The organism is Streptomyces sp. NPDC059255 (genome assembly GCF_042752355.1).
Classification (GTDB): domain Bacteria; phylum Actinomycetota; class Actinomycetes; order Streptomycetales; family Streptomycetaceae; genus Streptomyces.
Genome location: NZ_JBHYZP010000010.1, coordinates 15,939 through 34,703, shown reverse-complemented (window position 1 = coordinate 34,703; position 18,765 = coordinate 15,939). Strand labels below are relative to the sequence as shown.

Here is an 18,765-nt window from a genome sequence, read left to right as displayed (position 1 = left end):
AAAGCAGGACGACCCTGTGCTGACCGTGGACTTCACCCGCTTCCCGCTCGCCGCGGGCGACCGTGTGCTCGATCTGGGGTGCGGCGCGGGCCGGCACGCCTTCGAGTGCTACCGGCGCGGTGCCCAGGTCGTGGCCCTCGACCGGAACGGCGAGGAGATCCGCGAGGTGGCCAAGTGGTTCGCCGCGATGAAGGCGGCGGGCGAGGCCCCGGCGGGCGCCACCGCCACCGCCATGGAGGGCGACGCGCTCCATCTGCCGTTCCCGGACGCGTCGTTCGACGTCGTGATCATCTCCGAGGTGATGGAGCACATCCCCGACGACAAGGGCCTGCTCGCCGAGATGGTCCGGGTCCTGCGCCCCGGCGGCCGGATCGCGGTCACCGTGCCCCGCTACGGCCCCGAGAAGGTCTGCTGGGCGCTCTCCGACGCGTACCACGAGGTCGAGGGCGGCCACATCCGCATCTACAAGGCGGACGAACTGCTCGGCAGGATGCGGGAGGCCGGGCTCAAGCCGTACGGCACCCACCACGCGCACGCGCTGCACGCGCCGTACTGGTGGCTCAAGTGCGCCTTCGGCGTCGACAACGACCGGGCGCTCCCGGTCCGCGCGTACCACAAGCTGCTGGTCTGGGACATCATGAAGAAACCCGCCGCCACCCGGATCGCCGAACAGCTCCTCAACCCCGTCGTGGGCAAGAGTTTCGTGGCGTACGCGACCAAACCGCACCTGCCCGACGCCTCCTCGGCGGCCGTCAAGTGACCTTCCCCAGCCGTGGTTCCGGCCCCGGCCCCGGGCCCGGCGCGACGGAGCACCTCGTCCTGCCCGGCGTCCTCACCGCCGACCAGGCCGCGCGCACCGTGGCCGGGATCCTCGCCGTACAGCGGCCCGACGGAGCCATCCCCTGGTTCCGCGGCCACCACCTCGACCCGTGGGACCACACCGAGGCGGCCATGGCGCTGGACGCGGCGGGCGAGCACGAGGCCGCCGCGCGGGCGTACGACTGGCTCGCCCGGCACCAGAACGAGGACGGCTCCTGGTACGCGGCCTACACCGACGGCGACACCGACACCGACTCCAACGGCGACACCGACGGCGACGGCGGGGTGAGCCGCCCCGCCGACCTGGGCCGCGAGACCAACTTCTGCGCGTACCCGGCCGTCGGCATCTGGCACCACTACCTCGCCACCGGCGACGACGCGTTCCTCGACCGGATGTGGCCCGTCGTCCACGCGGCGGTCGAGTTCGTCCTCGAACTCCAGCGGCCCGGCGGGCAGATCGGCTGGCGGCGGGAGGCGGACGGCACCCCGCTCGACGACGCGCTGCTGACCGGAAGTTCCTCCGTGCACCAGGCGCTGCGCTGTGCGCTCGCCATCGCCGACGAGCGCGAAGAGCCGCAGCCCGACTGGGAGTTGGCGGCGGGCGCGCTGGCACACGCGATCCGCGAACACCCCGAGCGGTTCCTCGACAAGAGCCGCTACTCGATGGACTGGTACTACCCCGTGCTCGGCGGCGCCGTGACCGGAGCGGCGGCCACGGCCCGGATCGCGGCGGGCTGGGAACGCTTCGTCGTCCCGGGACTCGGGGTGCGCTGCGTGCTGCCGAACCCCTGGGTGACGGGCGGCGAGAGCTGCGAACTCGCCCTGGCCCTCTGGGTGATGGGGGAGTCCGACCGCGCGCTGGAGGTGCTCCAGTCGATCCAGCACCTGCGCGCGGAGGGCGGGATGTACTGGACGGGGTACGTCTTCGAGGGCGACGAGCGCGGCATGTGGCCGGAGGAGCTGACCACCTGGACCGCGGGTTCGCTGGTGCTGGCGGTGGCCGCGCTGGGCGGCGACGAGGCGACGACCGCGGTCTTCGGCGGTGAGCGGCTGCCGCACGGCCTGGAACCGGACTGCTGCCGCTGACCTGGGCGGATGGAGCGTCGTCGGCCGGGGGAGCGACCCGAACGGCCCATTCCGCGTGGCGGCGGGCCGGTGCGCCGGTGACGCTACAGGCAGTCTGCCAGGGAGGTTCCCATGTCCGACAACCCTCACATACGGGGCGTACCCCGCGTGACGGTGCGCCGCGTCGTACTGGCTCTGCTGCTCTCCTGCGCGCTGCTGACGACCGCAGCCTGCGGCGGCGCCGCGTCACCCCGGGCCGAGAGGCCCGCAGGAGCCATTCAGGCGGCCCCCGCCGTCGACGTGGCCGAGGCCTCGCCCACCACCTCCGCCGAGAAGCAGAAGTTCGCCAAGACCCGCTTCGTCGCCAACGCCGCGCTCGCGGCCGGCGCGACGTACCAGTGGATCGTCAAGCCGTACAAGGCGGGGAAGTTCAAGAAGGGCGCGAAGGGGCGCAAGCTCGCCCTGGTCAAGGCCGGTCTCGCCGGAGCCTTCACCTACAACAGGCTGAAGGCGGCCACCAAGAACGCCAAGGGCGACCCGCTGCTCTCCAAGGCCGTGGCACCGCTTTCGGCGGGGATCGCCTCGCTGAAGGGGCTCGCCACGAAACTCGCCAAGGGCAACGCGAGCGGCTCGGACATCAGCAACTTCCAGAAGAACATCACCGGCATCAAGAGCGCCGGTGACAGCGCGGGCGCGCCGGTGAAGGACAAGGTGCCCTCGCTGTCGCAGCTCACCAGCGGCGGCTGAACCGGCCGGGCGGTGAAACGCGGGAGGCCCTGGCCCGGAACGCGTAGTTCCGGACCAGGGCCTCCCCGGCGGGCGTTGGATCAGCCGCGCTGAATGCCCGAGGTGTCCTGCAGGACGCCACGGCGGCCGTCCTGCGTCTGGGCCACCAGACCGGCACCGCGCTGCTCGACCGCCAAGTACCAGGTGCCCGGCGCCAGTTCGGCGATCGGCGCCTGCGAGCCGTCCTCACCGAAGAGCGGACGGGCCACCGGTACGGCGAACCAGAACGGCGCGAAGTCGCCCGCCGGAGCCCCGCCGCCCTGCGACGGCTGGCCCTGCTGCGGGGCCGGCTGGCCGCCCGTGCCGAACGCCCCCGACTGGCCCTGCGCGCCGAACGGCTGCTGGCCGCCCGGGTATCCGTACCCCTGACCGGGGCCGCCCGGCGTGCCGCCGTACGGCTGCGGAGTCTGCGGCTTCGGGGCGCCGACGAGCGCGACCTTCAGCGCGGGGACGAGCGGGGTCGCCACGGCGGCACCCGCCAGCGCCACGATGCTGAAGAAGCCGAGGATCTGGCCGCCGCCGGCCCGGCCGTCACCGAGCAGGTACCAGAGCGAGGTCCACGCGGCGAAGAGGGCGAGCGCGACACCGAACTGATGGACGTCCAGGCCCACGATCTTCTTCGGGGCCTGCGGGAGCGCGTGGGAGACGACGATCAGGGCCGCTGCGATGACGCCGGCGATGTGCACGCTCATCACGACGCCGAGTATGTCCCATGCCTTCGGCCCGCTGCTGTAGCTCGTCGAGTCGTAGAAATTGAGGAACGAGGCGATGAACAGCAACACCGCTGCTCCGATCACCACGCCGTCGCCTCTAGTGAGGGAGCGGATGTTCACGTGAAAAGTCCTTCGTCGGTCGTCTCGTCGGGGCGGTCGTCGCGGGCCGCTGATGATGCGGTGCACGGTGCGAAGCTCGGGGGCGGCTCCCTATCGTACGGATGAATCTATCGTCTGCCCGATCGGGGCGTCTGCCGGGTATCTGGCCTGGTACCGGGCCGTTACGAGGGTCCGTTATGCGGTTCCGCGACATCGCCGGACCGCCGCCCGCGCCGCTGAGGCACCTTCCGTGACTTCCTCACCTGCCGTCCCACCCGCCCGTCTCACCGGCCGCCCCGCGGACTGCCGCCGGTTCACGCGGATTTCCCGCCGGTCCCCGCACGGTCTCCTTCGCCCGCCCCTTCGCTCACTCCCTCACGGCGATCTCACAGTGATCTCACAGTGATTCACTTTTCCTTCTTCAATTCTTCAGGAATCCGCTGATGCCTTCGGCCAGCCCACGCGCCGCTTTCTGCCGCCATTCCGCGTCGGTCAGCAGGGCGGCGTCGGCCGAGTCCCGCATATTGCCGCACTCGAGGAAGACCTTCGGCACCGTCGAAAGGTTGAGACCGCCGAGATCCTCGCGTACGTCCAAGCCCGTACCGTCGCCCAGGTAGTTGGACGGAGCGCTTCCGGTTTCCCGCACGAAATTGCCCACGATGTGCTCGCCGAGTTCGCGGGAGGGGCCGACGATCGCGGAGGTGTCCGCGCCGCCGCCCTTGACCTGCGCGGGCAGGATCACGTGGAAGCCGCGGTTGCCGGGCGCGGAGCCGTCGGCGTGGACGGAGACGACGGCGTCGGCCTCCGCCTCGTTGCCGATCCGGGCCCGCTCGTCCACACAGGGGCCGTACGGGCGGTCGTTGTCGTACGTGTACGTGACCGTCGCGCCCTGCCGGACGAGCAGCGCCCGCAGCCGGTGGGCGACGTCGAGGGTGAACTCGGCCTCTGTGTAACCGGAGTCGGTCTCGGTACCGGTGGTGTCGCACTCCTTGGTGGCCGTGCCGATATCGACCTTCTCGTTGATCTCGGAGGGATGGTCCTTGTTCCGCGGGTTGTGGCCCGGGTCGATGACCACGACCTTCCCGGCGAGCGACCCGGCCGGATCGGTGCCACCGGGGACGTCGTCCGCCGCCCCGCCGCCCGGGACGGACCCGGGGGGACGCGGGGTGGCGGGGCCGGTGGGGGAGGCGGAGGCGGAGGAGGCGGTGGCGCCGGCGGCCGTGGCGGCGGACGCGCCGTCCTCGCCGGATCCGCTCATCCCCTGCCACACGAGCCACCCCACCAGCCCGGTCGGCACCAGCGCGGCGACCGCGAGGGTGAGGTGGCGCCGCCGGAAGCGGCGGGGTGCGGGCTGCGGGCTCTCGTCGTACGACACGTCGCGATGCTAGTGGCCCCTCCCGCCGGCCGGGTGCAGGTCCGGCCTGTGGGCGGTCGCGGCCCCCTCGGTCGGCTCAGGGCGTCGGCCCCGGGGAGGGGCCGGGACCCGTCGGCTCAGGGCCGTGCCGTGCGGCGCAGCACGCGCAGGGTGCCGGTCACCGACACCTCGGTGAACGCTCCGGAGTCGAGCGCCCGGAGATAGATCCGGTACGGAGCCTGGCCGCCGTCCGCCGGGTCGGGGAAGACGTCGTGGATGACGAGCAGCCCGCCCTCGGCGACCGTCGGGGCCCAGCCCTCGTAGTCGCCGCTCGCGTGCTCGTCGGTGTGGCCGCCGTCGATGAAGACGAGCCCGAACCGCCCGTCGCCCCAGGCCCGCGCCACCCGCGGCGACCGGCCGACGACCGCGATCACCCGGTCCTCCAGGCCGGCCCGGTGCAGGACGGAGCGGAAGACGGGGAGCGTGTCCATCAGGCCGGTGGCCGGGTCGACCAGCTCCGCGTCGTGGTACTCCCAGCCCTCCTGCTGCTCCTCGCTGCCGCGGTGGTGGTCCACGGTGACGACGACGGTGTCCGCGTCGCGCGCCGCGGCGGCCAGCAGGAGGGTGGAGCGCCCGCAGTACGTGCCGATCTCCAGCAGCGGCAGCCCGAGTACGGCCGCATCGGTGGCCGCCGCGTACAGGGCGAGCCCCTCGTGGACCGGCATGAAGCCCTTCGCCGCCTCGAAGGCGGCGAGGACGTCCGGCGCCGGCCCGGTCCCGGCTCCGGTGGCGCGGCCGGTCGAAGGGCCGGTCGCCGGGCCGTTGGAGTGCGCTGCGGCCATGGGGTCTCTCCTCGGACGGATCCGGCGGTGTGTCAGGTACCGGGCGACTCCATCGTGCCGTACGGCCGCGCCGGTACGAGGTCCGGGGCGGACCCGGGTGCGGCGTCCGGGGCGGCCCCGACGGTGAGGCCGGCTCCCGGCCGGTCCAGGACCAGGTCGACCGTGACCGGCACCCCGTCGCCCCGGTACTCCGCCGGGCGCGCGTGCGACGCGTGTCCCGGGGCCGTCGCCGCCAGGACGTAGGGCCCCGCGCCCGGCGGCAGCAGCGTGTACCGGCCCTCCGCGTCCACCGTGCCCCGGCCCGCCTGCCGGCCGCGCCGGTCGATCAGCGTGACGTTCGCCCGGGCGACCGGCGCCCCGGCGCCGTCCAGCACGCGCCCTGTGAAGCCACCGGAGCCCGCGACCAGCGTCGCCCGGTGCCCGGCAGTCTCCGCCGTCCCGTACGCCCCTGTCGTCCCGTAGGCGGCGGCCGTCCCGTACGCGGCCTCCTCCGCCCCGGCGGCCGGCTCCTGGAGCCCGGCGGGCCGCCGGCCCGGCAGGAACAACGCCAGCACCAGACCGATCACCACCGCGCCGGTGGCGATGACGAACGAGATCCGGAAGCCGTGCATGCTCGGCACCGCCACCCCGCCCGCCGGGACGGAGGTGTGGGCCAGCACCATGCCGATCACCGCGCTCGACATCGACGTGCCGATGGAGCGCATCAGGGTGTTGAGTCCGTTGGCCGCGCCCGTCTCCGACGCGTCCACGGCGCCGATGATCAGCGCGGGCAGCGAGGAGTAGGCGAGTCCGATGCCCGCGCCGAGGACCACCGAGATGACGATCGTCTGCCAGGCGGCGCTCATCAGGCCGAGACCCGCCCCGTAACCGACCGCCATGATCAGCATGCCGATGATCAGCGTGACCTTCGGGCCGCGGCGGGCCGAGATCCGCGCGTACAGCGGCGCCGTGAGCATCATCGTCAGGCCGAGCGGTGCCACGCACAGGCCCGCGACCACCATCGACTGCCCCAGGCCGTAACCGGTCGAGGCGGGGAGCTGGAGCAGCTGCGGCAGGACGAGGGTGACCGCGTAGAAGGCCACCCCGATCATGATCGAGGCGAGGTTGGTGAGCAGCACCTCGCGGCGCGCGCTGGTCCGCAGGTCGACCAGCGGGGCGGCGCTGCGCAGCTCCATCAGGCCCCACAGCAGCAGGATGACGACGGCGAGGCCGAAGAGCCCGAGCGTGGTGCCGGAGGTCCAGCCCCAGTCGCTGCCCTTCGTGACCGGCAGGAGCAGGGAGACGAGTCCGGCGGAGAGACCGATCGCGCCGAGCCAGTCGAAGGTGCCGGGGGCACGTACCGACGACTCCGGTACGAAGAGGACGGTGAGCAGGATCGACAGCGCGCCGAGTCCGGCGGCGGCGAAGAACAGGGCGTGCCAGTCGGCGTTCTGCGCGATCAGCGCGGCGGCGGGCATGGCGAGTCCGCCGCCCACGCCGATGGAGGAACTCATCAGCGCCATGGCCGAGCCGAGCTTCTCGCGCGGCAGCTCGTCGCGCATGATGCCGATGCCGAGGGGTATCGCGCCCATGGCGAAGCCCTGGAGCGCCCTGCCGACGATCATGATCACGAGGTCGTCGGTCACGCCGCAGATCAGCGAGCCGATCACCATGACGGCGAGGCTGGTGAGCAGCAGCCGCCGCTTGCCGAAGAGATCGCCGAGCCGCCCCATGATCGGGGTGGCGACGGCGCCCGCGAGGAGGGTCGCCGTCATGACCCAGGTGGCGTTGGCGGGCGCGGTGTGGAGGAGGGCGGGGAGGTCCTTGATGACAGGAACGAGCAGGGTCTGCATCACCGCGACGGTGATGCCCGCGAAGGCGAGGACGGGGACGATGCCGCCGGCTTTGCGGGGTCGAGGATCCGGGAGCCCTCCGGCGTGCTGATCGGTCGGCGTCGTCTGCGGCATATGTGCGGGCCTCCGGGGCAGAAAAAAGGATTCTTACAGGGAGTACAGGGGGTGCGAGGAGTAGCTGGGGAGTGCAGAGGGTACGGCGGGGGGTACGGGGGTATCGAACGACAGGGGTGTGTACGGGTACGTACGGGGCGGGCGGTGGCACTGGTGCGGCCCTCGACGCGACCGGACCGGCCCTCGGGCCGGCCCGGCGGCCAAGTGCGTGCACTATGAAACCTTCTCAGTCCAACCCGTGTCGCCGCTGCCGTATTCCGGCCCCCGCGGCCATATTCCGGTAAACGGTGTGTGAACGGGTGCTCGGGGGGCGGGCGCCCGCGCGGGGCCCGCGCGGCGTACGCCCTCCGGCCGACCTCCGGCTCCGGCGAAATATCCATGTACGGGGCACTCGTCGGCTGCGACCATGACGGCCATGGCCAGAGCCTCCGCGGAATCAGCGTCGGAATCGGAATCAGGAACCACAGCCGACTCCGTATCCCCCTTGTCTCCCATATCCCCCTCCTCGTTTCCCTCCTCATCCCCGTCGCCGCCCCTCTCTTCTGCCTCTCCTGCCTCTCCTGCCTCTCCTACCTCTCCTCTCTCTACGGCCCGCACCTGGGCCGTGATCCTCGCCGCCTGCGCCGGGCAGTTCCTCGTCGTCCTCGACGTGTCGGTGGTCAATGTGGCCCTGCCGTCCATGCGCGCGGATCTCGGGCTCTCCGCCCCCGGGCTCCAGTGGGTCCTCAGCGCCTACGCCATCGCGTTCGCCGGCTTCATGCTGCTCGGCGGGCGCGCGGCCGACCTCTTCGGCCGGAAGCGGGCCTTCCTCCTCGGGCTCGCGGTCTTCACGCTCGCCTCCGCGGCCGGGGGACTGGCCCAGGAGGGCTGGCAGTTGATCGCCGCACGCGCCGTCCAGGGGCTCGGTGCCGCCGTACTGGCCCCCGCGACGCTCACCATCCTCACCTCGGCCGTGCCCGCGGGCGCCGCGAGGACCCGCGCCATCGGCACCTGGACGGCGGTCGGCGCGGGCGGCGGCGCCGCGGGCGGGCTGGTCGGCGGGGTCCTCACCGATCTGCTCTCCTGGCGCTGGGTGCTGCTGATCAACGTGCCGGTGGGCGTCCTGGTCCTGGCGGGCGCCGCGTTCTGGCTCACCGAGTCCCGGGCCGCCGCGGGCCGCCGCCTCGACCTGCCGGGCGCGGTGCTGGTCACGACCGGGCTCGCGGCGGTGGCGTACGGCATCGTGCAGACCGAGGAGCGCGGCTGGGGCGCCCCCGCCACGCTGCTCCCGCTGCTGGGCGGCGTGCTGCTGCTCGGGGTATTCCTGGTGGTGGAGGCGCGGACGAAGGAGCCGCTGATGCCGCTGGGGCTGTTCCGGATCCGGGCGGTGTCGGCGGCCAACACGGCGATGTTCGTCTGCGGTTCGGCCTCCTTCGGCATGTGGTTCTTCATGACGGTGTACGCCCAGAACGTCCTGGGCTACACACCGCTGGAGGCCGGGCTCGCGCTCGTCCCCAGTTCGCTGAGTGTGGTGCTCGGCTCGAAGCTGGCGCCGCGGCTGATGCAACGGACCGGGGCGCGCGGCCTCGCGGCGACCGGGACGCTGGTGGCGGCGGCCGGATTCGGCTGGCAGTCCATGATGACCGCCGACGGAACGTTCCTCTCGGTGATCCTCGGCCCCGGCATCCTGATGATGACCGGCCTGGGCCTCGCCACCACCCCGCTCGCCGCCCTCGCCACGGGGAGCGCGGCGCCCGGTGACGCGGGCCTCGTCTCCGGGCTGGTCAACACCTCGCGCACGATGGGCGGCGCGCTCGGTCTCTCCGTACTCTCGACCGTCGCCGCGACACGGACGGCGGGCGGCACGGGGCCGCAGGCGCTGACCGAGGGGTACGCGCTCGCCTTCAGGACGGGGTGCGGGGTGCTGCTCGCGGCGGCGGTCCTGATGGTGCTGTGGCTGCCCCGCGCGTCGTCGGACGACGTGACGGGCGCGATGTCCGGCACCCGGTGACTCCCGGTCCTCGGTGACTCCCGGTCCTCGGTAAGTCCCGGTCCTCGGTAAGTCCCGGTCCTCGGTAAGTCCCGCTCGCCGGTAATTCCCGCTCGCCGCCGGATGATCACGCCGCCGTACACTACGTGACGGCCCGTGAGCCGAGGGGAAACGCCGAGGGAAAACAGGGGGAGACACCGGATGACGACCGTCGCGGATCCGGGGCCGGCCGAGATCTTCCACCGGGAAGTGCTCCGGGGCGGTTCGCGCTACAAGGGCACGAAGGGCTTCGGCTCGTTCAACGAGTCCCGGGCCCTCCACCAGGCGGACTGCCGGACCGGTCCCGTGGTCTTCATGGTCGAGCAGAGGGACGACGTGGAGTCCGGCGGCCACCGCCTCACCCGCGACCTGATGGCCGGTTACGTCGCCGCCGAGGCCGAACGCGTCGGCTGCGGGCCGGAGAAGGTGACCCTGCCCGACGCGTGACGGCGTACCGGCGAACAGGCTCCGCACCGGCCCTGAGGTGCGCGTACGGCGAGAGGCCGCCACGAGTCTTCCGTGGCGGCCTCTCGGCTGTTCGTCGCGTCCGCGGACCGTGGAACCGGGCCGGTCAGGCCGCGTTCCTGCCCTCTTCCGGGCGGCGGTGGCGGCCGTAGGCGGGAGACGTCGAGTCCTCCGCCGGTGCCGCACCCCCGCGGTGCTTACCGATCCCGTCGATGACACCGCTGCTCGCGGTCGCCGTTCCCTGCGGCTGCTGCTGCGTCGTATCGGTTCGGGTTTCAGACATGTTGGGAAGTCACCCCGTTGTGTTCGCTTCTTGTTCCATGGCACAGGGCCCGGCGAAATTCTATCCAGGGACCCCACGGCCGGTGAGTGGCGCCTGCTGCAACGGCACAGGCCTGCACATCACAGGAGTCCGTGGAGCGCCGGACGGTTCCCGGTCCGCGGATTTCGCTTGTGGGGATTCCGTGACCTCGTCCTGGTCCGGGCAGCCGCCGGACGCCGGCGCCTCCCCCTGGGCCCGTGCCTCCGCCTGCGCGTCCACGGGCGCGTCGAGGGGCGCGTCGAGGGGCGCCACCCCGTACGCCAACGCGTCCGTCGCGTACGGCAGCCGCAGCACCCCCTCCCGGGTCCACAGTCCGGCCCCCGCCAGCCACCCCCGTGGCGCCGGGCGCTGGTGGAGCCGGCGGCCCGCCGGGCGCCACACCCCCACCCAGCTCCCCGCCGCGCCGTCGATCCGCAGCGCCACCGCGCAGCTCTCCGGCATCAGCACCTGGCCCGGCTGCACCGCGAAGGGCGTCACCGTCAGGTCCGCGGGCCGCAGGCACTCCGGGAACCGTACGGGGCGGCGGCTGCCCAGCACGCCCCAGCCGAGCCGGTCGTGGCCCGGCGCGTCGGAGCGGATCAGCAGCAGCCCGCTGTCCGGATCCGCCAGCAGGAGACGGTCGTTGCTCTCCTCCGTGATCTGGAGCAGCGGCGTCACCTCACCACCCCGTGCCAGATCCACGGCGACGCCCTTGACCACGCCGTCCGTCTCCCGGTCGAGCGCCAGTATCCGTCCCGTACGGTCGAGCCAGACCCCGCCCGTGCAGCGGCCCGGCACCTCGGCGACCCACTCGGGGCCGAAGGTGCCGCCCGCCACCAGCCACACCGTGGTGGAACGGGCGCCCACCGCCAGGGCGTACGCGCACCGGCCGTCCGGCGACGGCGGCAGCAGTGTCAGCTCCGGGCACGTCACCGTCCCCACCGGGAGCTGGCCCGTCCCCGGCCCCGCCGGGTAGAGCAGGCAGAGGTCGTGCCGGTCCGCGACCCGGCGCCGGACGAGGACCCGCCCGTCGGCCAGTGGCAGCACCTGCGTGTCGGGCTCCTCGGGCTGGTCGAGGGGGAGGGGCACGGCGTACGGCTCCGGCCCGTCCAGGGTCCACCGCTCCGGGAACCACGCGTCCCCGGAGCCGCCCATGAGGGCCAGCCGCGCGGCGTACGCCCCGTCCGCCGAGACCGTGAACTCCGTACGGCCGGCGGATTCCGCGGGCCCTGTGAACTCCGGGGACCCCACCGTCGCGACGGCACAGGCAGTCATCGATCCGTCACCTCCGGCGAAGAAGCTAGTTTTCGCACTTCCTGCCGAACAACAAGAGATCTGTCACTTCACACATAAGGGTGGCTGTCGCATGATTCGCCTGAAAGTGCGGGGGCGGGTGTGCTGGCGGAGGCGGGGCCGCCTACAGTAAGGCGACCCTAAGTGACCTCGTCAGGAGCTTGAAGATGTCCATCAGACGCCGTGGCACCGCCGCCGTCGTCGCTCTCGCAGCCGCGCTCACCCTCGCGGCCTGCGGCGGCGGAGACACCTCCGACAACGACTCCGCCGCCTCCGGCGACAGCGGCGGGAAGAAGGCGGCCGTCGCCACGGGCGGCAAGGACTTCGCCGACGCGGCCAAGAAGACCGCCTCGTACGGGACGGACGCCAAGGCGGGCGAGTTCCCGCGCACCATCACCCACGCCATGGGCACCACCGAGCTGAAGAAGCGCCCCGAGCGGGTCGTCGTGCTCGATGTCGGCGAGCTCGACAACGTCGTGTCGCTGGGGGTCGAGCCGGTCGGCTACGCCCCGACCGAGGGCGACGCGTCGCTCCCCGGCTACCTGGAGAAGGGCGCGGGCAGCCCGAAGAACGTCGGCACCATCAACAACCTCAACCTGGAGGCCGTCGCCGCCCTCAAGCCCGACCTGATCCTCGGCAGCCAGCTCCGCGCGGCGGACAAGTACAAGGCGCTCTCGGCGATCGCCCCCACGGTCTTCGCGATACGTCCCGGCTTCACCTGGAAGGAGAACTACCTCCTCAACGCCCAGGCGCTGGACCGCACCGCAGAGGCGAAGGCCGCGCTGGCCGCGTACGACAAGAAGGCGGCGGCGCTCGGCAAGGACATCGGCCCGGACAAGCCGACCGTCTCGATGGTGCGCTACATGCCGGACCGGCTGCGGCTGTACGCCAAGGCGTCCTTCATCGGCACGATCCTCGACGACGCCGGCCTGCCGCGCCCCGAGAACCAGCAGGTCGTGGATCTGGCCGTGGAGATCAGCCCGGAGAAGATCGACGACGCGGACGCCGACTGGATCTTCACGGGGGTGTACGGCGACCCGGACAAGACCCAGCGCGACACCGCGCGCTCCAACCCGCTGTGGAAGAACCTGAAGGCCGTCAAGGACGGTCACGCCAAGGACGTCTCCGACGAGACCTGGTACCTCGGACTGGGCGTGACGGCGGCCGATCTGGTCCTGGACGACCTGCGCGGCTTCCTCGTCAAGTAGCCGGGCGGAAACGGCGGAGGGCGGCGACGCGGAGGACCGGCCTTCCGCGTCGGCCGGGGCGCGGAGGGCGCGGAGGGCGGGTACCGGCCGGCGCGGAGGGCGGGTACCGGCGGTATCCACAGGCATGGTGGGGGCGGGAGCGGGGGCAGGTAGCCTTTGTTCCGTGCCTCCAGTCCCCTCCGCGCCCCGTCTCTCCGACGTACTCGCCGCGCTCGACGCCCTCTGGCCCCCCGAGCGGGCCGAGCAGTGGGATGCCGTCGGCACGGTCTGCGGCGATTCCGACGCCCCGGTGACCCGCGTCCTGTTCGCGGTCGATCCCGTGCAGGACATCGCCGACGAGGCGGTGCGGCTCGGCGCCGATCTGATCGTCACCCACCACCCGCTCTATCTGCGGGGCACGACGACGGTCGCGGCGGGCACCTTCAAGGGCCGCGTCGTGCACACCCTCATCAAGAACGACATCGCGCTGCACGTCGCGCACACCAACGCGGACACCGCCGACCCCGGCGTCTCCGACGCCCTCGCCGGCGCCCTCGACCTGCGGGTCGTGCGTCCCCTCGTACCGGACGCCACCGACCCCTCCGGGCGGCGTGGCCTCGGCCGGATCTGCGAGCTCGACCGCCCCGCCACCCTGCGCGACCTCGCCGCCCGCGTCGCACACCGGCTGCCCGCCACCGCGCAGGGCGTCCGGATCGCCGGCGACCCGGACGCCCTCGTCCGTACGGTCGCGGTCAGCGGCGGCTCCGGCGACAGCCTCTTCGACCAGGTCAGGGCGGCGGGCGTGGACGCCTTCCTCACCGCCGACCTGCGCCACCACCCGGTCTCCGAGGCCACCCAGCACAGCGCGCTCGGGCTGATCGACGCCGCGCACTGGGCCACCGAATGGCCCTGGTGCGAGCAGGCCGCCGCCCAGCTCGACGAGATTTCCGACCGCCACGGCTGGGACCTGCGGGTCCACGTCTCGAAGACGGTCACCGACCCCTGGTCAGCCCACCACTCCTCAGGAGCCCCCAACTGAACGCCGCGCCCGCAGACCAGATCCGACTCCTCGACGTCCAGGCCCTCGACGTACGGCTGTCGCAGCTCGACCACAAGCGCACCGCGCTGCCCGAGCACGCCGAGATCGAGTCGCTCACCAAGGACCTCGCCCAGCTCCGCGACCTGCTGGTCGCCGCGTCGACCGAGGAGAGCGACACCGCCCGCGAGCAGACCAAGGCGGAGCAGGACGTCGACCAGGTGCGCCAGCGTGCCGTACGGGACCAGCAGCGGCTGGACTCCGGCGCGGTCACCTCGCCCAAGGACCTGGAGAACCTCCAGCGCGAGATCGTCTCCCTCGCCCGCCGCCAGGGCGACCTGGAGGACATCGTCCTGGAGGTCATGGAGCGCCGCGAGTCCGCGCAGGAGCGCGTCGCCGAGCTGACGGAGCGGGTCTCCGCGGTCCAGGCGAAGGCCGACGACGCCGCCGCGCGCCGGGACACCGCCGTCGGGGAGTTCGACGCCGAGGCCGCGACCGTGGCCAAGGAGCGCGGGATCGTGGCCGGTTCCGTACCGGCCGACCTGCTCAAGCTGTACGAGAAGCTCCGCGGCCAGCAGGGCGGGGTGGGCGCGGCCCGGCTCTTCCGGCGGCGCTGCGAGGGCTGCCAGCTGGAGCTGAACATCACCGAGGTCAACGAGGTCAAGGCGGCGCCCGCGGACGCGGTGCTGCGCTGCGAGAACTGCCGCCGCATCCTGGTCCGCACCGCCGACTCGGGGCTGTGACACGCTGATGCGGACGTTCATCGTGGAGGCGGACGGCGGCTCCCGGGGCAACCCGGGACCTGCGGGGTACGGCGCCGTCGTCCTCGACGAGGCGACGGGCGAACCGCTCGCCGAGGCCGCCGAGTACATCGGCGTCGCGACGAACAACGTCGCCGAGTACAAGGGCCTGGTCGCCGGGTTGAAGGCCGCGAAGGAGCTGGACCCGGAGGCGCGGGTGCACGTCCGGATGGACTCCAAGCTCGTCGTCGAGCAGATGTCGGGGCGCTGGAAGATCAAGCACCCGGACATGAAGCCCCTGGCCGCCGAGGCGGGCCGGATCCTGCCGCCGGGCCGGGTCACGTACGAGTGGATCCCGCGCGAGCGGAACAAGCACGCGGACCGGCTGGCCAACGAGGCGATGGACGCGGGCAGGCAGGGCCGCCGGTGGGAGGCGTCGGCCTCCACGGCGGCCCTGGACGCGGGCGCGGCACGCTCGGCCGCCTCCGCCGCCGCTGTCGTTCCCTCCGGACCGCCCGGGGACGCAGCGGCGGGCGCGGCCAAGGCACGAGCGGCACTCGCCGGAGCCGGAGCCGGAGCCGGTGCTCGCGCGGGTGCGGGTGCGGATGACGGCGCCGGGGCCCCGGATGCCGTCCGGCGCGCGGCACAGACCGAGTTGTCGTTGCCGGGCCCGGCCACACCGACCGTCACCACCGGCCCGGCCGCGGCGGCCCCCGCCGGCCACGAGCCGCCGGAGGAGGTCCCGCTCTCCTCCGAATCCTCCTCGTCCGTCGGCTGGGGTGCCTCCGCCGACCTCGGCGCCCCCGCCACCTTCGTCCTGCTCCGGCACGGCGAGACGGCCCTCACCCCGGACAAGCGCTTCTCCGGCAGCGGCGGCACGGACCCCGAACTGTCGGCCATCGGCCGCCGCCAGGCCGACGCGATCGCCACCGCGCTCGCCGCGCGCGGCACGATCCAGGACATCGTCTCGTCGCCGCTGCGCCGCTGCCGCGAGACGGCGCAGGCCGTGGCCGACCGGCTCGGTCTCGACGTACGGATCGAAGAGGGCCTGCGCGAGACGCACTTCGGCGCGTGGGAGGGCCTGACCTTCGCCGAGGTTCAGGAGCGCCACCCGGACGACCTGACCGCCTGGCTCGCCTCGCCCGACGTCGAACCGACCGGCGGCGGCGAGAGCTTCGCGACGGTCGGACAGCGCGTCGCCGCCGCCCGCGACACCCTCCTCGACCGGTACCGAGGCCGTACGGTCCTGGTGGTCACGCATGTCACCCCGGTCAAGGAGCTGGTACGGCTGGCCCTCGGCGCCCCGCAGGAGTCGCTGTTCCGGATGGAGCTCTCGGCCGCGTCCGTCTCGGTCGTGGCGTACTACGCGGACGGCAACGCGTCGGTGCGGCTCTTCAACGACACGTCGCATCTGCGGTGACGGCCGCCCGCTAAATCGTTTGGCCCCGGCCGGACCGGGGCCCGACGATGGACGGCATGAACGGGCGATCGAAGTGGCAACTGACCGATGACGTCGAGGAGTTCCGCCGTGCGGCGGGCCCCCACCTGGCGGCCGACGCCGCGCGGCACACCATCCTGCTCACGGTCAGCGAATCGCTGCGGGCCGGCGGCGCGGGCGCGGGAGGCGCCGGCCCCGTACGGTTCGGCTGGTGGCGGGAGGCCCCGGACGCCCCGGTGACCGGCACCTTCCTGGAGACCCCGCCGCATCCGCCGTTCCTCGGCACGATGCCGGTGCGGGCCGCCGCCGAACTGGCCCGGACGCTGGGCGGGACCCCGGCGGCGGACGGCACCCTGCCGTCGGGCGTACGGGGCCGGGTCGCCGATGTCGAGGCCTTCGGCGCCGCCTGGCCGGTCCGCCGGACCGGGGTCGCGGACGCGCCCCCGTACCAACTCGCCGACGGCATGCGGCTCTTCCGGCTGGGTGAGCCGGTCCCACCGGATCCCGCGCCCGAGGGCCGCGCCCGGTACGCGGAGAGCCGGGACATTCCGCTGGCGGTGGAGTGGCTGACCGCGTTCGCCGAGGAGATCGGGGAACCGGCCGGTACCCATCGGCGGGCCAAGGCGGTCGCGCGGATCGAGGAACGGCGGCTGCTCCTCTGGGAGGTGGACGGTGCCCCGGTCTCCCTGGCCGGCCACGCCCCGCTCATCGCCGGGCAGATCCGCGTCGCCCCGGTCTACACCCCGCCCGCCCACCGGGGACGCGGTTACGCGGCCGGGGTGACCGCCGCGGTCGGTGAGGCGGCCCGGCAGGCGGGCGCGGACGAGGTGCTGCTCTTCGCCGACAACGCGAACCCGACGGCCAACGCCCTGTACCAGCGCCTGGGTTACCGCCCGGTGGAGGAGTACGCCACGGCGCGGCTCGCCTGAACCGTGAACCGTGAACCGTGAACCGCCGGAGCCCGGACCGGGCCCCGGCGGTTCAGACGGGTCAGGCCCCGCGCGCCCCGCCCAGCGCGGACGCCTCGCGGGCCAGCGCCTCGACCCGGCCCCAGTCCTTGGACGCCAGCGCGTCCGCCGGGAGCAGCCACGTACCGCCCACGCAGCGCACGTTCGGCAGCGCCAGATACTCCGGCGCGGAGGCGGGGGTGATACCGCCGGTGGGGCAGAAGCGCGCCTCGGGGAGCGGGCCCGCGAGGGACTTCAGATAGGCCCGGCCGCCCGCCGCCTCCGCCGGGAAGAACTTCATCTCCGTCACCCCGCGCTCCAGCAGCGCCACGACCTCGGACGTCGTCGACACCCCCGGCAGGAACGGCACGCCCGAGTCCCGCATCGCGGTCAGCAGCGTCTCCGTCCACCCCGGGCTGACCAGGAAGCGCGCGCCCGCCGCCACCGACCCGGCCACGGTGTCCGGGGTGAGAACCGTGCCCGCGCCGACCACCGCGCCGGGCACCTCCGCCGCGATACGGCGGATCGCGTCCAGCGCGGCGGGCGTCCGCAGGGTCACCTCGATCGCGGGGAGCCCGCCCGCGACCAGGGCGCGGGCGAGCGGTACGGCGTCGGCGGCGTCGTCGAGGACGACGACGGGGATCACGGGGGCGAGGTCGAGCACGGAGGTCATGGGGTCATCCTGCCGGGCGCTTCCATGATGCGCAATGCCCGTTGCGCAGGATGCAATGACAGGTAAGGGTCAAGGCCAGGGTCAGGGCAAGGACAGGCAAGGGCAAGGGCAAGCGGTCTCCGGCCGGTCACAGAACCTCAGTGGATCTCCGTGACGACGACATCCAGCGCCCACGGCCGCCCCGCCCGCGCCGGAGCCGTCGCCTCCACCACGTACCCCAGCTCCCGCAGGGTCTCCACCAGTCGCGCGGGATCCTTCGGCCGGGCGCCGGCCGTCAGCAGATCCCGGACGAGCCGGCCCTTCGTCGCCTTGTTGAAGTGGCTGACCACGGACCGCTTCTCCACACCGGTCACCGGATCCGTCTGCGCGTGCAGCACCCGTACCGTCGCCGTGCGCCCCGCGAGTTCGCCCCTCGGCTTCCACGCCGTCGCGTACGCCGACGACCGCAGATCCAGCACCAGCCCGCCCCCGGCCTCCTCCGCCGCCTCCGGCAGCGCGGACTCCATCGGCGTCCGCCAGTACGCGGCCAGCGCGCCGAGCCCCGGCAGCCTGACCCCCATGGAGCAGCGGTACGAGGGGATGCGGTCGCCCGTCCGTACCGCGCCCCACAGACCCGAGAAGACCAGCAGCGACTTTCCGGCCCGCCGCCGCGCCGCCGGATCCAGCGTGGCCAGGTCCAGCGCGTCGTACAGCACGCCGGTGTAGATCTCTCCGGCCGGCCTCGTGCCCGCCGTCCGCAGCGCCACGTTCTTGGCGATCTCGCCGCGCAGCCCCTCGCTCAGCCCGAGCACCTCGCGTGCCTTGTCCTCGTCGGCGGCGCACACCTCCACCAACTCGTCCAGTACGGCGGCGCGCGCCCCGGCCAGACCGGGCAGCGACAGCGACTCCGGCTTCAGCGGAGCGCCGCGCCCGGAAGCGGCCTTTCCTTCCGACGGCGGCAGCAGCACGAGCACAGTGGTTCTCCTCGGAGGGACGGGACGGAACGGGGCCACAGGGCGCGGCCCTCGCGTCAGCGTAGGTGAACGCGAGCGGCCCGTTCTCCGCCCCCGCCCG

At 73.2% G+C, this 18,765-nt stretch carries 18 protein-coding genes; 10 read left to right on the top strand and 8 right to left on the bottom strand.

What is annotated here, in order from left to right; translation table 11 throughout:
- Positions 1-16 precede the first annotated feature (16 nt).
- From ACFXKG_RS14875 to ACFXKG_RS14865, 3 genes are all read left to right on the top strand, one after another.
- On the top strand, positions 17-760 hold the full coding sequence (locus tag ACFXKG_RS14875) for a methyltransferase domain-containing protein (protein ID WP_384837649.1): 744 nt from the start codon (positions 17-19) through the stop codon (positions 758-760).
- Complete coding sequence (locus tag ACFXKG_RS14870) at positions 757-1,905, top strand: prenyltransferase (protein ID WP_384837646.1); 1,149 nt, start codon at positions 757-759, stop codon at positions 1,903-1,905. Before ACFXKG_RS14875 ends, ACFXKG_RS14870 begins: the two co-directional genes overlap by 4 nt.
- 111 nt (positions 1,906-2,016) lie before the next feature.
- Positions 2,017-2,631 (top strand): hypothetical protein, encoded by a 615-nt coding sequence (locus ACFXKG_RS14865; protein ID WP_384837643.1) that lies wholly within the window; start codon positions 2,017-2,019, stop codon positions 2,629-2,631.
- Positions 2,632-2,711: 80 nt separating this feature from the next.
- Here the strand turns inward: ACFXKG_RS14865 and ACFXKG_RS14860 are convergent, their stop codons facing one another.
- The 4 genes from ACFXKG_RS14860 to ACFXKG_RS14845 all read right to left on the bottom strand — a co-directional run bounded on the left by ACFXKG_RS14860 (position 2,712) and on the right by ACFXKG_RS14845 (position 7,624).
- The gene (locus tag ACFXKG_RS14860; protein ID WP_384837640.1) at positions 2,712-3,503 is read right to left on the bottom strand and encodes a hypothetical protein; all 792 of its coding nucleotides are present in this window, start codon (positions 3,501-3,503) and stop codon (positions 2,712-2,714) included.
- Between the two features lie 400 nt (positions 3,504-3,903).
- Complete coding sequence (locus ACFXKG_RS14855; RefSeq protein ID WP_384837636.1) at positions 3,904-4,857, bottom strand: N-acetylmuramoyl-L-alanine amidase; 954 nt, start codon at positions 4,855-4,857, stop codon at positions 3,904-3,906.
- Between the two features lie 116 nt (positions 4,858-4,973).
- On the bottom strand, positions 4,974-5,561 hold the full coding sequence (locus ACFXKG_RS14850) for a class I SAM-dependent methyltransferase (protein ID WP_384838013.1): 588 nt from the start codon (positions 5,559-5,561) through the stop codon (positions 4,974-4,976).
- 149 nt (positions 5,562-5,710) lie between these two features.
- Entirely contained in the window at positions 5,711-7,624 is a 1,914-nt protein-coding gene (locus tag ACFXKG_RS14845) for an MFS transporter (protein WP_384837633.1), read from the bottom strand.
- A 604-nt stretch (positions 7,625-8,228) separates the two neighbouring features.
- Here ACFXKG_RS14845 and ACFXKG_RS14840 point away from each other — a divergent pair.
- Positions 8,229-9,614 (top strand): MFS transporter, encoded by a 1,386-nt coding sequence (locus ACFXKG_RS14840; protein ID WP_384837631.1) that lies wholly within the window; start codon positions 8,229-8,231, stop codon positions 9,612-9,614.
- Positions 9,615-9,794: 180 nt separating this feature from the next.
- Positions 9,795-10,079 carry a hypothetical protein gene (locus ACFXKG_RS14835; protein ID WP_384837628.1) on the top strand — a complete coding sequence of 95 codons (285 nt, stop codon included), beginning with the start codon at positions 9,795-9,797 and terminating at the stop codon, positions 10,077-10,079.
- Positions 10,080-10,203: 124 nt separating this feature from the next.
- Here ACFXKG_RS14835 and ACFXKG_RS14830 read toward each other — a convergent pair whose 3' ends face one another.
- Together ACFXKG_RS14830 and ACFXKG_RS14825 are read right to left on the bottom strand one after the other, a co-directional pair.
- Entirely contained in the window at positions 10,204-10,380 is a 177-nt protein-coding gene (locus ACFXKG_RS14830) for a hypothetical protein (protein ID WP_384837625.1), read from the bottom strand.
- A gap of 60 nt (positions 10,381-10,440) precedes the next feature.
- Positions 10,441-11,673: a hypothetical protein gene (locus tag ACFXKG_RS14825; protein ID WP_384837622.1), complete on the bottom strand. Its 1,233-nt coding sequence runs from the start codon at positions 11,671-11,673 to the stop codon at positions 10,441-10,443.
- A gap of 185 nt (positions 11,674-11,858) precedes the next feature.
- Here ACFXKG_RS14825 and ACFXKG_RS14820 point away from each other — a divergent pair, with 185 nt between their 5' ends.
- From ACFXKG_RS14820 to ACFXKG_RS14800, 5 genes are all read left to right on the top strand, one after another.
- The gene (locus ACFXKG_RS14820; protein WP_384837619.1) at positions 11,859-12,899 is read left to right on the top strand and encodes an ABC transporter substrate-binding protein; all 1,041 of its coding nucleotides are present in this window, start codon (positions 11,859-11,861) and stop codon (positions 12,897-12,899) included.
- A 124-nt stretch (positions 12,900-13,023) separates the two neighbouring features.
- Positions 13,024-13,917 (top strand): Nif3-like dinuclear metal center hexameric protein, encoded by an 894-nt coding sequence (locus tag ACFXKG_RS14815; RefSeq protein WP_384837617.1) that lies wholly within the window; start codon positions 13,024-13,026, stop codon positions 13,915-13,917.
- Complete coding sequence (locus ACFXKG_RS14810) at positions 13,914-14,657, top strand: zinc ribbon domain-containing protein (protein WP_384838010.1); 744 nt, start codon at positions 13,914-13,916, stop codon at positions 14,655-14,657. The genes ACFXKG_RS14815 and ACFXKG_RS14810 overlap by 4 nt, the downstream gene beginning before the upstream one ends.
- Before the next feature lie 7 nt (positions 14,658-14,664).
- Entirely contained in the window at positions 14,665-16,074 is a 1,410-nt protein-coding gene (locus ACFXKG_RS14805; RefSeq protein WP_384837614.1) for a bifunctional RNase H/acid phosphatase, read from the top strand.
- Positions 16,075-16,130: 56 nt separating this feature from the next.
- Entirely contained in the window at positions 16,131-17,021 is an 891-nt protein-coding gene (locus ACFXKG_RS14800) for a GNAT family N-acetyltransferase (RefSeq protein WP_384837611.1), read from the top strand.
- A gap of 61 nt (positions 17,022-17,082) precedes the next feature.
- Here the strand turns inward: ACFXKG_RS14800 and ACFXKG_RS14795 are convergent, their stop codons facing one another.
- Both ACFXKG_RS14795 and yaaA read right to left on the bottom strand, forming a co-directional pair.
- Positions 17,083-17,712 carry a bifunctional 4-hydroxy-2-oxoglutarate aldolase/2-dehydro-3-deoxy-phosphogluconate aldolase gene (locus ACFXKG_RS14795; protein WP_384837608.1) on the bottom strand — a complete coding sequence of 210 codons (630 nt, stop codon included), beginning with the start codon at positions 17,710-17,712 and terminating at the stop codon, positions 17,083-17,085.
- Between the two features lie 137 nt (positions 17,713-17,849).
- A complete protein-coding gene (gene yaaA / locus ACFXKG_RS14790) occupies positions 17,850-18,665 on the bottom strand; it encodes a peroxide stress protein YaaA (RefSeq protein ID WP_384837605.1) in 816 nt (271 codons plus the stop codon).
- Positions 18,666-18,765 lie beyond the last annotated feature (100 nt).